The 14,881-nt window shown below is 69.1% G+C and carries 14 protein-coding genes; 7 read left to right on the top strand and 7 right to left on the bottom strand.

Going from position 1 to position 14,881, the window contains the following annotated elements:
- Nucleotides 1–105: 105 nt before the first annotated feature.
- Nucleotides 106–738: a DUF4097 family beta strand repeat-containing protein gene (locus tag ACWEOI_RS01800; protein ID WP_433670541.1), complete on the bottom strand. Its 633-nt coding sequence runs from the start codon at nt 736–738 to the stop codon at nt 106–108.
- A gap of 148 nt (nt 739–886) precedes the next feature.
- Here ACWEOI_RS01800 and ACWEOI_RS01795 point away from each other — a divergent pair, with 148 nt between their 5' ends.
- Nucleotides 887–4,048 (top strand): BTAD domain-containing putative transcriptional regulator, encoded by a 3,162-nt coding sequence (locus ACWEOI_RS01795; protein ID WP_452358701.1) that lies wholly within the window; start codon nt 887–889, stop codon nt 4,046–4,048.
- Here ACWEOI_RS01795 and ACWEOI_RS01790 read toward each other — a convergent pair.
- Both ACWEOI_RS01790 and ACWEOI_RS01785 read right to left on the bottom strand, forming a co-directional pair.
- A complete protein-coding gene (locus tag ACWEOI_RS01790) occupies nt 4,032–4,844 on the bottom strand; it encodes an ABC transporter permease (RefSeq protein WP_433670545.1) in 813 nt (270 codons plus the stop codon). The two genes, ACWEOI_RS01795 and ACWEOI_RS01790, sit on opposite strands and share 17 nt — an antisense overlap.
- Nucleotides 4,841–5,785 carry an ATP-binding cassette domain-containing protein gene (locus tag ACWEOI_RS01785; RefSeq protein ID WP_452358700.1) on the bottom strand — a complete coding sequence of 315 codons (945 nt, stop codon included), beginning with the start codon at nt 5,783–5,785 and terminating at the stop codon, nt 4,841–4,843. The genes ACWEOI_RS01790 and ACWEOI_RS01785 overlap by 4 nt, the downstream gene beginning before the upstream one ends.
- Before the next feature lie 128 nt (nt 5,786–5,913).
- Here ACWEOI_RS01785 and ACWEOI_RS01780 point away from each other — a divergent pair, with 128 nt between their 5' ends.
- Complete coding sequence (locus ACWEOI_RS01780) at nt 5,914–6,216, top strand: hypothetical protein (protein ID WP_433670548.1); 303 nt, start codon at nt 5,914–5,916, stop codon at nt 6,214–6,216.
- Entirely contained in the window at nt 6,213–7,166 is a 954-nt protein-coding gene (locus ACWEOI_RS01775) for an SUMF1/EgtB/PvdO family nonheme iron enzyme (protein ID WP_433670550.1), read from the top strand. Before ACWEOI_RS01780 ends, ACWEOI_RS01775 begins: the two co-directional genes overlap by 4 nt.
- Here ACWEOI_RS01775 and ACWEOI_RS01770 read toward each other — a convergent pair.
- Complete coding sequence (locus ACWEOI_RS01770) at nt 7,129–8,490, bottom strand: ABC1 kinase family protein (protein ID WP_452358699.1); 1,362 nt, start codon at nt 8,488–8,490, stop codon at nt 7,129–7,131. The genes ACWEOI_RS01775 and ACWEOI_RS01770 overlap by 38 nt on opposite strands.
- 114 nt (nt 8,491–8,604) lie before the next feature.
- Between ACWEOI_RS01770 and ACWEOI_RS01765 the strand changes: the two genes are divergently transcribed.
- Nucleotides 8,605–9,267: a TetR family transcriptional regulator gene (locus tag ACWEOI_RS01765; protein ID WP_433670552.1), complete on the top strand. Its 663-nt coding sequence runs from the start codon at nt 8,605–8,607 to the stop codon at nt 9,265–9,267.
- Nucleotides 9,268–9,307: 40 nt separating this feature from the next.
- On the opposite strand, the gene ACWEOI_RS01760 is transcribed toward ACWEOI_RS01765, so the two are convergent.
- Entirely contained in the window at nt 9,308–10,438 is a 1,131-nt protein-coding gene (locus ACWEOI_RS01760) for an esterase/lipase family protein (RefSeq protein WP_452358698.1), read from the bottom strand.
- A gap of 200 nt (nt 10,439–10,638) precedes the next feature.
- Between ACWEOI_RS01760 and ACWEOI_RS01755 the strand changes: the two genes are divergently transcribed.
- A complete protein-coding gene (locus ACWEOI_RS01755; RefSeq protein ID WP_452358697.1) occupies nt 10,639–11,649 on the top strand; it encodes an FAS1-like dehydratase domain-containing protein in 1,011 nt (336 codons plus the stop codon).
- Here the strand turns inward: ACWEOI_RS01755 and ACWEOI_RS01750 are convergent.
- On the bottom strand, nt 11,633–12,856 hold the full coding sequence (locus ACWEOI_RS01750) for a PucR family transcriptional regulator (protein WP_452358696.1): 1,224 nt from the start codon (nt 12,854–12,856) through the stop codon (nt 11,633–11,635). The genes ACWEOI_RS01755 and ACWEOI_RS01750 overlap by 17 nt on opposite strands.
- Before the next feature lie 207 nt (nt 12,857–13,063).
- The gene (locus tag ACWEOI_RS01745; protein WP_379276209.1) at nt 13,064–13,474 is read right to left on the bottom strand and encodes an LppP/LprE family lipoprotein; all 411 of its coding nucleotides are present in this window, start codon (nt 13,472–13,474) and stop codon (nt 13,064–13,066) included.
- Between the two features lie 430 nt (nt 13,475–13,904).
- Between ACWEOI_RS01745 and ACWEOI_RS01740 the strand changes: the two genes are divergently transcribed.
- Both ACWEOI_RS01740 and ACWEOI_RS01735 read left to right on the top strand, forming a co-directional pair.
- On the top strand, nt 13,905–14,252 hold the full coding sequence (locus ACWEOI_RS01740) for a DoxX family protein (protein ID WP_433670559.1): 348 nt from the start codon (nt 13,905–13,907) through the stop codon (nt 14,250–14,252).
- 43 nt (nt 14,253–14,295) lie between these two features.
- Entirely contained in the window at nt 14,296–14,766 is a 471-nt protein-coding gene (locus ACWEOI_RS01735; protein WP_452358695.1) for a carboxymuconolactone decarboxylase family protein, read from the top strand.
- Nucleotides 14,767–14,881 lie beyond the last annotated feature (115 nt).

The raw sequence follows: 14,881 nt of genomic DNA, 5'->3' as shown, positions 1-14,881 counted from the left end.
TTCGGACCGCTACCGCGCCCGCTGGTGGCCGGGACTTCCGTACGGACACGCGTTCGGCCCGGCGCCGCGGGGCGGCGACCGGGCCGGTCAACGTGGTCGGAAGGGTCAGGCGGCGGACTGGCCGATGCTGACGTTGCCGAAGGAGGTGTGGGCGTACACCTGGACGAGGTCCTGCGGCTGGTCGACGGCGGCCAGGCGGTTCTGGACCGAGCCGGACTTGGTGTTGGACTCCAGCTGGGCGGCGCTGCCGGGCTTGATGCCGACGGTGAGGTCGCCCATGGAGGTCTCCAGGCGCAGGACGCCGCGGGCGGCCTCGGTGATGTGGATGTCGCCCTTGGCGACCTTCGCGGTCACCGAGCCCTGGGGGCGTTCGACGGTGATGTCGCCGGCGGACACCTCGAGTTCGCAGTCGCCGAGGCCGCCGGTGCCGTACAGGTTGCCCAGTCCGACCGTGCCGGTGAGGCGGGAGCCCGTGGGGACGGCGATGGTGACCACGATGGTCCCGACGGTGGTGAACGGGTTGTGGGCGCGCCAGCCGGTGGGGGTCTTCACGGTGAGGACGCCGTCGGTGAAGTCGACCTGGACCTGTTCCGCGGCGCGCACGTCCTCCTTCTTGGCGGGGTTCGCGGGCCGGACGTCGACGACGGTCTCGGTGCGGTCGGCGGCGGTGACGGTGACGTTCCCGGCGGCCACGGCGACGGCGACGGTGATGGGGGAGAGGGTCTCGAAGGCGGTCATGACGTGCTCCTTTGGATGCGATTCCGGGGTGGTACCGGGCTGATGGGAGTAACTCTGATCGCCCGCGCTGACAGCGGGCTGACGCTGCCCTGACACGGCCGCTGATACAGGTTCTGCCCCGGTCGGGGGTTGACGGCACAATGGTCCGGTGCAGATCAGGATGCTTGGACCGCTCGAGATCCGAACCGAGGACGGTGGATCCCTGGACGTGCCGGGTGTCCGGTTGCGGGCCTTGTTGATCGCGCTGGCCCTCGAACCCGGCCGCGCGGTCGCGAAAACCACGCTGGTCGACTGGATCTGGGGCGAACAGCCGCCCGCCGACGCGGCGAACGCCTTGCAGGCGCTGGTGTCCCGGCTGCGAAAGGTGCTGCCGGACGGCGTGATCGACGTGCAGCCCGGCGGCTACCGGTTGGCCGTGACGCCCCGCGCGGTGGACGCGGTCCGCTTCGAACAGCTGCTGGAGACGGCCCGCGGCGGCGCGGAGGCCCAGCAGGCGCAGGCCCTGCGCGAGGCCCTGGAACTGTGGCGGGGCGTGCCCCTGCAGGACCTCGCCGCGCAGGAGAACGCGGCCGTCGACGCCGCGATCACCCGCTTCGACGGCCTGCGCCTGGCCGCCGCCGAGGATCTCTACGAGACCGAGGTCCGGCTCGGTCGCGGCGCGGGCCTGGTCGCCGAGCTGACCGAGCTGGTGGATCGAAACCCGGTGCGGGAGCGCCTCGCCGGTGCCCTGATGCGCGCGCTGGCAGCAGCGGGCCGGGGCGCGGAGGCGTTGACCGTCTACCAGCGCACCCGCGAGGCTCTCGCCGACGAGCTGGGCGTGGACCCTTCGCCGGAACTGTCCGCGCTGCATGTCGCGCTGCTGCGCGGCGAGGTGGGCGCACAGCGTGAGGAGGACCGCCGCACCAATCTGCGCGCCGAGCTGACCAGCTTCGTCGGCAAGCAGACGGACCTCGACGCTGTGCGGGAACTCGTTGCGGCGCATCGGCTCACCACGCTGACCGGTCCCGGTGGTTCCGGTAAGACCCGGCTGGCCACCGAGACCGGGCGGGCCATGCTCGCCGAGCTGCCGGACGGCGCGTGGCTGGTGGAGCTGGCGTCGGCGGGCGTGGGCGGCGATCTCGCCCAATCAGCGCTGGCCGCGCTCGGTCTGCGCGACGCGCTGCTCGGCGGCGCGCCCAACGCGGAACCCGTCGACCGGCTCATCGCGGCCGTCCGCGACCGCGACATGCTGCTGATCCTCGACAACTGCGAGCATGTCATCGAGGCCGCGGCCGCCTTCGCGCACCGCATGCTCGGCGAGTGCCGGCGGTTGCGCATCCTCGCGACCAGCCGTGAGCCCCTGGGCATCACGGGTGAGGCGCTCTGGCAGGTCGAGCCGCTGGCCCTGCCCGCCGGGAACGCGGCCGCCGCCGCGATCGAATCCTCCCCGGCCGTCCAGCTGTTGCGTGATCGGGCGAGCGCGGTCCGCAAGGATCTCGCGACCGATGCCCGCACCCTGGCGACCATGGCCCGGGTGTGCCGGGCGCTGGACGGGATCCCGCTGGCCATCGAACTGGCCGCCGCGCGCCTGCGCACCATGTCCCTCGAGCAGCTGGCCGATCGTCTCGACGACCGCTTCCGGCTGCTGACCGGCGGCAGCCGCACCGCGATCCCGCAGCACCGCACCCTGCGCGCGGTGTTCGACTGGAGCTGGGAGCTGCTCACCGACGCCGAGCGAAAGGTCTTGCGCCGCTTGGCCGTGTTCTCCGGCGGCGCGACTCTCGAAGCGGCCGAACAGGTGTGCGCGGCCGCCGAGTTCGGTGCGGACGCGACGGTCGAGCAGTGGGAGGTGCTCGAACTGCTGACCACGCTGACCGAGAAGTCCTTGCTGCGCACCGCCGGTGACGACGAGCCGCGCTACCGCATGCTCGACACCATCAAGCAGTACGCCCGCGATCGTCTCGTCGAAGCGGGGGAGTCCGACGCCGCGCGCCGCGCGCATCTCGCCTGCTTCACGGCACTGGCCGCGACCGCGGAACCGCATCTGCGCCGCGCCGAACAGGTGCAATGGCTGGCGGTTCTGGACGCCGAGTACGACAACATCGCCGCCGCCATGCGCGGCGCCCTCGCCGCCGAGGACGCGCCCGGCGCGCTGGGCCTGGCCGCCGCCGCGGGCTGGTACTGGTGGCTCAGCGGCCACAAGGCCGAGGGCCTGGAACTGGTGAGCGCCGCCGCGGCTCTGCCCGGCGAGACGGTCGACGCCGAGACGCGGGCCACCGTGTACGGGTTGGTCGTGCACTTCGTGACCTCCGGCCCCGGCGACCAGCGTCAGGTGGAGGAGTGGATCCACAAGGCGAGCGAGGTCAGCCAGGGCATCCAGGCCAGCCATCCGGCCCTGGCCTTCCTCGCCGCCCTGGAACGAATGTTGAAGGGGCCCGACGAGTTCCTGCCCGCCTTCGAAGCGCTGCTCGACGACGCGGACCCGTGGGTGCGGGCCCTGGCCCGATTGCAGACCGGCAAGCTGCGGGTCGTGCTCGGTCAGGACGGGGAGCAGGCCGACGAGCAGCTGGAGTTGGCGCTGGCCGAGTTCCGGGCCATCGGTGAGCGTTGGGGCATGTCGTTCGCGCTGACCGAGCTGGCCGACCGGATCGCCATGCGCGGTGAATTCGGCCGCGCGTGCGCGTATTTCGAGCAGGCGGTGGCCGCTGCCACCGAGGTCGGCGCGATCGAGGACGCCGTCCGGATGCGGTCACGGCAGGCCCAGTTGTACTGGTTGCTCGGCGATTTCGATGCGAGCGCGGTAGCGCTGACCGAGGCGCAGCGGTACGCGGATCAAGCGGCGTGGCCGAGCGGTCTGGCCGAACTCGCTTTGGCCCGAGCGGAATTGGCCCGCTGGAAGGGCGAAGGCGCGGAGACCGTGCGCCAGATCGCGTTCGCGACCTCGATGTTGGGTGAGGACGTGGGCCAGCCCTTCATGAGCGCCCTGATCCACGATCTGCGCGGCTATCTGGCCGAGGACATCGTCGCCGCCAGAACCGAACGCGCCGCGGCTTTTCAGGCGGCGACCGCCGGCGGGCACGCGCCCCTGCTGGCCCGGATCATCGTCGGCATCGCCGATCTGGCCCTGCGCGACGGCCAGGCCGAACAGGCCGTGCGGCTGCTGGCGGCCGGTGACGCGGTGCGCGGCCTGGCCGACCGCTCGCATCCGGATGTGGCCCGCATCGAGCAGACGACACGAAGCCGCCTCGGTGAAGACGGCTTCACCGAGGCGGCGGGGGAGGGGGCGCGGGCGGACTGGCACGAGCTGGCCCGGGTCACGCTCGCTTGCTGAAAGTGGCTCGCGACCACAGGTATCCGACGATGGCGAACCCGGCGCACCAGGCCAGCGCGGCGGCGGTGTAGCCGCCCGACGGGTGACCGGTCAGGAAGCCGCGCAGGGCCTCGATGATCGGGGTGAAGGGCTGGTACTGGGCGAACTGCCGCACGCCCTGGCCCATCTGGTCGGCCGGGACGATCGCGCTGCTGACGAAGGGCAGCATGATCAGCGGCACCACCGACATGCCCGCCGACTCCGGGGTCTTGGCCGCCATGCCCAGCGCGACGGTCAGCCAGGAGGCCGCGAACGAGGTGGCCACCATGACGCCGATCGCGCCCAGCCATTCGGTGGCCGAGGCCGGGGACCGGAAGCCCAGGGCGAGGGCCACGCCGAGCACGGCGGCGATGGCGATCAGGTTGGTCAGCATGGTCGCCACCACGTGCCCGGTCAGCACCGCGCCGCGGGAGACGTCCATGACCTTGAACCGGTTGATGATGCCCTTGGCCATGTCCGAGCTGACCGACACCGCGGTGCCGGAGAGTCCGTAGCTGATGGCCAGCAGAATCATGCCGGGTGTCGCGTAGTTGATGTAGTCCTCGCCGACATTGAAGGCGCTGCCGAACACGTAGACGAAGATCAGCAGCATCATCACCGGCATCAGCGCGGCATTGAAGATGGCGACGGGGTTGCGGGCGATGTGTTTGAAGTTGCGGCGCAACATGATCGCGGAGTCGCCGAGCGAGGCGGTCAGGCCGCCGGTGCCGCCGGTGCGGTCGGTCGCGGTGGATTCGGTGGAAACGATGGTGCTCATGCTGCGTCGGCCTCCGTGGTGGCGTGCCCGGTCAGGGCAAGGAAAACGTCGTCGAGATCGGGGGTGTGGATGGAAACGTCGGTGGCCTCGACCGAGTGGTCGGCGAGCCGGTTCAGCAAGGCGCGCAGGGCATTCGACCCGCCGTCGCCCGGCACCTGGAGGGTGAGGGCCTCGTGGTCGGCGGTGCCGTCGGGCAGGATCCGCGCGGCCGCTTCCAGTTGCGCGTTGTCGCGGAACCGGAGCTGCAGGTAGCTGCCCGGCACCCGGCGCTTGAGGTCGTCGGGCGTGCCCTCGGCGACGATGCGGCCGCCGTCGAGCACCGCGATCCGGTCGGCCAGCTGGTCGGCTTCCTCGAGGTACTGGGTGGTGAGGAAGATGGTGACGCCGTCGGCGGTCAACTCGCGCACGATCTCCCACATGGTGCGGCGGCTGCGCGGGTCCAGTCCGGTGGTCGGCTCGTCGAGGAAGACGATGTCCGGCTTGGTCACCAGGGTCATGGCCAGGTCCAGTTTGCGGCGCATGCCGCCGGAGTAGGTCGAGGCCGGTTTGCGCGCCGATTCGGTCAGCTCGAACCGCTCGAGCAGACCGGCGACCACCCGCTTGCTCTCGCTGCCGCGCAGGCGGTGCAGGTCCGCCATGAGCCGCAGGTTCTCCTCGCCGGTGAGCAGGTCGTCGACCGCCGCGAACTGACCGGTGACCCCGATCGCCGACCGCACCGCGCGGGTCTCGGTGGCGATGTCGTATCCGGCGACGCGGGCCGTCCCCCCGTCGGCCCGCAGCAGGGTGGTCAGCACGTTGACCGTGGTCGTCTTGCCCGCCCCGTTCGGTCCGAGCAGCGAGAAGATGCTGCCGGTCGCGATGGTCAGATCGATGCCGTCGAGGATCGTCTTGTCCCCGTATGCCTTCCGCAGCCCCGAGGCCGCGATTGCTGTGCTGTTCATGAGGAGAACTGTCGACCCGGCGCCTGATATCGGCCTGATGCCGACCTGATACGGCTCCTGACACTCCTGACACGGCATTGGACCCGGGTTTACCGGCGACGGAGACCCGATCGGACTACCGTTCAGTCATGGCAAGCAGGGACATCGTGGTGAGCGTCGGGGATGACGACTGGCTCACCCTCAGCGATGCCGCCGAATGCGCGGGGATGAGCGTGGCGGCATACGTGGCCTGGGGAGTTCGGGTTTTGGCGTTCCAGGCGCGCCCGGGCGGCTCGAAGCGCCGGCCGTCGACGTCCCCGTCGGCGACCCGCCGTCGCGCGAAGATCACCGACGAGACCGAGTCGATGGCCTGGACCGAGACCTTCTCCGAGCGACTATCCCACCGCACCGACCGCCGTCGCGGCCCTTCGGCGGGCTTCGACGAACGATGACCACGCCCGAGCTCGGACTCAAGGGCATGGCGCGGGTGCCGGGCGGCAGCTTCGTCATGGGATCGGAGGACTTCTTCCCCGAGGAGCGACCGGTCCACACCGTGACCGTCGAGCCGTTCTGGATCGACGAACACCCGGTCACCAATGCCGAGTTCCGCCGCTTCGTGAAGGCGACCGGCTACGTGACGGTCGCCGAAAGACCTTTGGACCCAGCCGATTTCCCGGGCGCAGATCCCGCCGACCTCGTCCCCGGGGGGTTGGTCTTCCAGCGCACCACCGGACCGGTCCGCCTCGACGACTACCGGCAGTGGTGGGCATACGTGCCCGGAGCGTCGTGGCGGCAACCGCGCGGCCCGGGCAGCACCCTCGACGGCCTGGACCGTCATCCGGTCACCCAGATCGCCCACGAGGACGCCACTGCCTACGCGACCTGGGCGGGCAGATCGCTGCCGACGGAGGTCGAATGGGAATTCGCCGCGCGCGGCGGCCTCGACGCGGCCACCTACGCCTGGGGTGACGAATTCGAGCCGCGCGGCCGTCGCATGGCCAACACCTGGGCGGGCCGCTTCCCGTGGGAATTCCTCCCCGCCCGTGGACAATCCGACCAGCCCGGCACCACCGCCATCGGCACCTATCCGCCCAACGGCTACGGCCTGTCGGACATGACCGGCAACGTCTGGGAATGGACCAGCGACCTCTTCACCGCCGACCACCGGCGTCCCGCCCCCGCCTCCTGCTGCGCGCCCGCCAATCCCGTGGTCGCGGAATCCGATACAGCGGAACGCTTTCCGCGCCGCGTCACCAAGGGCGGCTCGTTCCTGTGCGCCCCCAACTACTGCCTCCGGTATCGACCGGCGGCCCGGCAAGGCCAGACCGAGGACACGGCCACCTGCCACCTCGGCTTCCGGACGGTCATGCGAGAAGGCGCGAACGGCGGCCGATCTCGGTGACCGGCGGTTCGTCGTAGAGCCATTCTCGGGCGATCCGGTGCCAGTTGCCGGTCGCTCCGAGTTGGCCGAGCGCCGCGAAGGTGAGCAGGTCGGCGCGGCGGGAGAAGACGTGCTCGGGTGGCAGAAGCTGGCGGCGCATGCCGCGGAAGTCGGCCGAGCGGGGGTCGACGGCGTGGACGACGGCGGCCGTGGCGAGTTCGGGGGTGATGGTGATCTCCTCGTCGAGGAGGTGCCATCCGGCCGCGGCCCACATGTATTCGAAGCACTCCTGGGGAGTGACGCCCGCGGCGGGGGCGATGATGCCGCGGTTGGTCCACAGGTCGTACAGGTCCTGGGGGCGGTTCTCGGCGGCGGCGCGCAGGGCGGTGCGTTCGAATTCGACGTGCCGCGGGTCCATCCGGTGGTAGAGGCCGAAATCGACGAAGCCGATGCGGCCGTCGGAGGCGAGCAGCATATTGCCGGGGTGGGGGTCGCCGCAGAACTCTGCGTCGGTGAACAGGCGGGTGATGTAGAAGCGGTAGATGAGTTCGCCGATGCGGTCGCGGTCGGCGGCGGGCAGGGTGCGGATGTGCTCGAAGGGGGAGCCGTCGATGAACTCGGTGACAAGAACGTTTGGCGCGCAGAGTTCTTCGATGCTGTCGGGGACCAGGATGTAGGGGTGGCCGCGGAAGCGGGCGGCGACGCGGTGCTGGGTGCGGGCCTCGCGCACGTAGTCGAGTTCGGTGCCGATATTGCGGGCGATCTCGTCGCGGACGCCGCCGTCGGCGGCGCTGGGTAGCGCGGATTTCCAGAGCCTGCTGAAGAATTCGAGATTGCGCATGTCCGCGGCGACGGCGTCGTCGACGCCCGGATATTTGGCCTTCACCGCCACGGTGCGCCCGTCGTGCAGGGTGGCGCGGTAGACCTGCCCGATGGAGGCGGCCGCCACCGGGGTCTCGTCGAAATCGGCGAAGACGCGTGACAACGGACCGAGATCGTCCTCGATGACCTTGCGCATGGCGGCGAAATCCACGGCGGGGGCGCGGTCGCGCAGTTCGGCGAGCTTGGCGCGGAACATCTCCCGATGCGCCTCCGGGATCAGGTCCACCTCGAGCACCGACAGCATCTGGCCCAGCTTCATCGCCGCGCCCTTCATCCCGCCGAGGACGGTAACCAGCTGTTGCGCCGCCTGCAATGTGGACCGTTCGGCGAGGATGCGCCGGGCCTCCTCGGTGCGGCCGATCATCTGCAATCGGGTTCCCGCTCCGCGCAGGGCTTGTCCGGCGGCCAGCTTGCCCAATCGGCCGCCCCGGGCCACCCGGCCGCCGCGAACTCGACCGGTCATGGATGGCACCTCCGTTGGGCCGTCGAGCCTGTGTGGCAACAACATACAGCCGGGTCGCGCTCGTCACCCTAAGATGAGCAAAGCTCATTTTCGCCGCACAGCAGGGAGGCTGTGATGCCGCCGAAGGCAGCGCGACAGCGTCGCGGACCCACTCAGGAGCGGTCGAAGGCCACCCGCGCGCACATCCTCGACACCGCCGCGCGGCTGTTCGGGGAGCGCGGCATCGCCGACACCTCCACCAATCGGATCGCGGCCGAGGCCGAGGTCAGCATCGGCACCGTCTACCGGTACTTCGCCGACCGCGGCGTCATGGTGGACGAACTGCTCGAGCAGCTGTTGCAACGGGTCGAGAACCGTTTCACGCAATGGCTTTCCGGGTTGCCGCCGCAATCGGAGACGCAGACCCTCCAGTCGCGCACCGAGGTCGTGACCGGACTGCTGGAGATGTTCACCCAGGAACCGGTCGCCAACGCGAAACTGGTGCGGGCCCTGGTCGGCGGCGTGCAGTTCTACAACAGCGGCCTGCCGGAGTTCGAGCCGCGGCTGCGGCTGCTGGTCAAGGTGCTGCTGATCCAGCTGCTCGGCCCGGGCAACGACCACAAATACGATGTGATGGCCGCGGTGCTGGTCAATACCGGATTCGCGGGGGTGATGCGCGCGTCCGCGCTCGAGGTCGGCAGTGACGAACGGCAGGAGGTCGTCGCAATGACCGGGTACATGATCGCGGCGTGGATCGGCGCCGAAATGGACGGCAGCCCGGCGGACACCACCCGATGACGGTGATGGCGATGCCCGCCGAGCCCCCCGACCGACGCGTCTACAACCCTCCGCCGCCGCCGATCACCCACGGATTGAAGGTGCACTGCAGCGTCGGGAACCGCTCCGGATCCAGCGACCGCAAGGCGATCGACAGCGCGCGCGGCGAGTACATGAGCGTCAGATGGTCGGAGACATCCTGCTCACAGCCGTCCTGGAGCACGATATTGTCCACGCGCGCACCGGGACCCGCCTTCAGGTAGGTCAGCTCCGACGGGTTGGTGATCTCGTCGTAGCGGGTGCCGACCACCGTGTAGTCGATGCCCGGCACGGTGTCGCCGCCCGCGTTCAACTTGTTGATGAAATCCGAGCCGATGGTCTGCTGGATCCCGGCGTGCCCGACGAACAGCTCCACGAAACCGAGCACGTCGATGCCGAAGTTGTTGATCGCCCGGCCCAGCGCGCCGATCCCGTCCAGCGAGGTGCCGTGATGCGTCGCGCCATAGGTGATCAGGTGTTTCACCTTCGCGCCGCCGCCCTCGAACTTGGTGTACCAGCCCGACATCGGCCCGCCCTGCGAATGCGCGACGATATCGACCTGCGGCGCGCCGGTCGCCGCCAGCACTCGATCCACGAACACGACCAGCTGCTTCGCCGAATCCTGGATGTAGCCGGTGCCCATCACGCCCGGCAGCACCGAACCCAGCCCGCCGCCCTGCACCAGGCCGGAGCGGCCGTAATTGAAGGTGAAGGTGCAGAATCCGGCGTCGGTGATGGGCTTGCTCATGTACGCGAAACCGTTGTAGGCGTTCATCCAGGTGCCGTGCACCAGCACCACCGGACGCGGATGCGCGGCGGTCGGCTTGCAGTTCCAGTCATTGGTGCCGGGCGGCGCGACATCCGGATTGGCCAGGCCGTACCCGAACGCGGCCAGCCAGGACGTCATGGTCGGGCCGTAGCCGACGGTGTCGGAGGCGTAGCCGCCCGACAGTCCGGTACTGGATCCCGAACCGCCGAAACAGTTTCCGGAGCCATTGCCCGAGCCGGCGCCGCTGCCGGAGGTGCAGGCCGATCCGGTGCCGCCGCTGCCGGAGGGTTCGGCCGCCGCCGTTCCCGCGAGTCCGAGCGTCAGCAGTGACACTCCCACTATGACCAGTGCCCGTAGCGCGTGCGGGCGGGTTCTTCGTCTCATGGGGCGAACGTAGGAGCGGACGTGCTGGTCGGGACGGTGCTGAGCGGGAGTTTGGAAAGGTGCCCGAATCGGCGGGGGCCCAGCCATGGCGCGCAACAAAGGGAGCCGCCGTCACAAATCCGGGTGCGGATCGCGGTGAATCTTCTGAATACGGCGGACAAGACAACCGGGACGCTCTCCGGGGGCGAATCATCGATCGGGTGAACAACACTGCTCGGAGCGCCGCCGCGGAACAGGTGCGAGCCCTGGTCGGGCAGCACTATCGGTGCACCGGCTCGTTTCCGGTGGAGCGTGGTCGAATTCGTGAATTCGCGCGGGCGGTGCAGGCGTATCACCCCGCGCACTGGCATGAATCAGCCGCGGCGCGGCTGGGATTCGACGCGCTGGTCGCGCCGCCGACCTTCGCCGCGCTGGTGTGGCAGCAGGCGCGGCGGGAGATTCTGGAGCGGCTCATCACCGGGTATCGGGTGGATCGGGTGGTGCATGTGGATCAGACCCTGGAGATCGGGCGGCCGCTGCTCGCGGGGGATGTGCTGAACTGCGACTTCACGATCGAATCGTTCCGGCATTTCCGGTCCTTCGACGTGGTGACCGTGACCGGGGCGCTCACCGATCAGCGGGGGAGGCCGGTGCAGACGTGTTCCACGGCCATGCTGGTCGGTGGCGGTGAGGCCGACACCGCCCGCCGTCCACGGGCGCCCGCGAGATTCGCCGATCGTGCCGATCCGGTGGTGCGGGCCGCGGTGCGGCACTGCGGGCGGCCTCGCGCCGGCGGTCTCGACATCAATCGGCTCGCGGTGAATACCGCGCTGCCGACGGCGGGAGTCACTGTCACGGCCGCCGATCTCGCGAATTACGCGCTCGTGGTGGGGGATACGGAGTCGATCGACCGCGACCGGCTGACCCGCGCGGGGCAACCGGTCCTGATCGCGCCGGGCCAGCTGGTACTGGCCCTGGCCACCGGATATGTCAGTTCGTGGACTCATGACCCGGCGGCTGTCGTGCGGTTCTGGGCGGAGTTCGCCAATCACGTGCACTATCTGGCGGTTCCGCGATTCACGGGCGCGGATATCGAATTCAACGGCCGGGTGCTGGCCTGCGATCGGCGGCGGCGGACCGCGACGATCGCGATCGACGCCCGATCGCAGGGGCGCAAGCTGTTCGGCTACGCCACCGCGGAAGTGTCGTTCGCGGCTAATCGCGGTCGGTGAAGGAGCGGGCGATCAGGGCCGCCCGCAGCTGCCACAGACCGGAAGTCACCGTCGGGTCGAAACCGGTGATCTGGCAGATGCGTTTGACCCGGTAGTCGACGGTATTGGTGTGGATGTGCATCAATCGCGCGGTGCGACGGCGGTTGAGGTTCGTGCTGATGTGGCAGCGCAGGGTTTGCAGCAGTTCGGGGTGCGCGTCGAGGGGATCCAGCAGGGCCCCGAGGGTTTCGCGGCCCAGGCCGGGGCGGGTGAGCTGGTATTCCAGCGCCATATCGGTGAATCGGTAGAGGCCCGGTTCGCAGGCCAGGCGGTGCACGATGTCGACGAGTTCGTGGGCGCGGTCGGCTGCCGACGGGATATCGGCCGGTGCGGCGACGACCACCGTCGCGGTGATGGGAACGCGTGCGGCCGCGGACAATTGCGTGATCAGTTCGTCGAGCTGTTCGGTGATCGGGCTCGTGGTGGGCAGCAGGACGGTGCCGCCGTCCACGCTCAACAGAGCCAGCGCGGATTCTCCGCAGCGTGTGGCGAGTTCGGCCTGTACTCGGCGTAATTTGCGGCGGGCCACCACTTTTCCGTCCAGCATCGGGTGCTGTTCGTCCGGGTGCCGCGGAATGTCCAGGGCAACCACCGAATACTCGGCCGCGATATCGATTCCGCATTCGCGGGCCATGGTGGAGGTCGGGTGGCCGCCCAGCAGCGCCGAGGTGAGGGTGTGCACGGCATTGTGGTGTTCGCTCACCACCGCCCGGAGCTCGCTCACGTACGCCCGCGCCACCGTCGCGCTGATGGTGTCCAGCAGCTCCACCACCAGTCTCGCGGCGTCCATCAGGTGCGCGTAGTCCTGTGCGGTGGCCCCGGAGGTGATCAGGTCCATCCCGACCTTGAATCCCTCGTGGACCGAATGCAGCACGGTGTCGATCGGCACCCCCTCCCGCGCCCAGCCCGCAGCCGCCTCCGACAGCCGTTCGACCTTCGCGGGAATGTCCTTGCCGTCCAACATGCTGACGGCCAGCTCCAGACAGACCCGGGTGACCCGGGTGACGTCCCCGGAGATCACATCCCCGGGCAGGGTGCCGCAGGGGATCACGGTGTCGACGAAATGCCCCACCAATTGCCGGGACAGCGTGCGCACGTCCTGCAGCGGCCCGGACATGGGACGGCCGGACACGGTCAGCCCGGTGCGGAGCGCTGGGTCGGTTGTCATCATCGACTCCCTTCCGAGGTGATCTACCGCAAGTTCACGGTGATCCGAACTCTAAAGTGACCACCAGCTCACCTTCTACTCCCTTTCGGACCACCCCTCCGCATCCCTGGAATACCCTGTCCCACCAGCGTATTCATCCTCCAGATACAGCAAATCCCGCCGCTCCCGGTCCACCGGAGCAGCAGGATTGCTCACTTTTCGACAGGCCTACTTGGGATTGGTCACCTCGGTCGGGAAGTCCCGATCCGGCGTCACCGTATGACCGTCCGCCCCCAACGTGAGCGTCACGACCACGGGGCCACCCGACGGACAGCAGCTGGGGTCACTCCCCGCCAGCCACCGGTACCGCACCTGCACACTGCGATCCGAGGATCCGACCACCGACGTATACGACGTCGACTTCTTCGTCGCGGTCCCCAGGAACCCGGCCTGGTTGAACAACATCACGTGCCACGGCGAACTGGCCGTCCCGTGCGGCGTATCCGCCAGCACCCACATCAGCGCCGGACAGGACCCCACCTTCGCCTCGGTCCCGCTCTGCGCGAAGAACCCCTCCCCACCCACATTCGCCCCGAGCTTCCCCAACGCCGCCGTCACCACCGGCGACTTCAAATCCACACAATTCCCCCCACCCGCCGTAGCAGGCACCCCATCCCCCGCAGGCGTCGTCACCACCGGCGCCTGCTCCCGACCCGGTGTCTGCTCCCCACCCGTCGGCTGCCCACCCCCGGGCGCACCCACCGTGGTGGTCGCCACCCCACCCGGCTTCGGCACCGTAGCCCCGTCCTGACAACCAGCAGCCAGCCCCAGAGCCGCCACCGCCACACCAATCCCGACGATCTTCTTCATGACCAGTCCTCTCCCCTCGGTATCACCGAGTTATTCGCGGACCACCCGAGAAACGTTGCGCGATCGGCCGTGTCACACATCCCCGGGCTGCGTCGTCACCTTGACGAAGCCGACTGAAACGCACCGCGTTCCAGGCCCCGGCTGCACCACTCGAAGAGGGCGGTTATCGCTCTCTCCCACAAGGAAATTGGAGTCTGTCATGTTCATCGCCTATGTGATCGTCACCGTCGTGGCCGCCGCTTGGGTGGGGTTCTCGGCGTTCTCGCTGTACCGCCGGGCCGAGTTCGTGGTCGAGCCGCTGCGGCAGTACTCGGTGCCCGAGGCGTGGTGGACCCCGCTGGCCCTGGCCAAAGGGGCGGGCGCGGTCGGACTTATCGCCGGGCTGTTCATCCCCTTGGTCGGGGTGGCCGCGGCCATCGGCTTGATCCTGTACTTCGCGGGTGCGGTGATCACCATCGTACGGGCCCGCCATTTCGGCAGCATTCCGTTCCCCCTGTTGTACCTGGTGCCCGTCGCCGTGGCCATGGGCCTGGGCTTCGCCGCCTGACCGAGTCCGATTACCAACCCATCAATCGAGAGAAGAGAAGATCATGGAACCGCGTTTCAACCTGTACGCCAACGACGTTGCCGCCAAGTTCAACAAGCGACTGGTCACCGCCGCCCGCGTCATCGACGAGTCCAGCCTGCCCAAGGCCACCCAGGAACTGGTGAAGATCCGTTCCTCCCAGATCAACGGCTGCGGCATGTGCCTGGACATGCACACCAAGGACGCCGCCCACGCCGGCGAGACCCCCGTCCGCCTGGCCATGATCGCGGCCTGGCGCGAATCCACCGTCTTCACCGACCCCGAACGCGCCGCCCTGGCCCTCACCGAGGAAGGCACCCGCCTGGCCGACACCTCCACCGCCATCACCGAGGACACCTGGGCCCAGGTCCGCAAGCACTACGACGACGACCAGATCGGCGCCCTGATCTCCCTGATCGCCACCATCAACGCCTGGAACCGCCTCAACGTCCTCGCGGGCATGGCGGGCGGCTCCTACACCCCCGGCCAGTGGTAACCCGCCCTCACTCCTGAAGATCACCGCTCTCGAGAAACTCCTCGACAGCGGTGATCTTCACTGTCCACTCCGAAACAAACTCCCCCAGTTGTTGGTCCCGGTGGCCGGTTTCGTT

This window comes from Nocardia sp. NPDC004340 (genome assembly GCF_053602575.1).
Note: the sequence above shows the minus strand (reverse complement) of the source record. Positions and strands in the feature narration are given on the sequence as shown.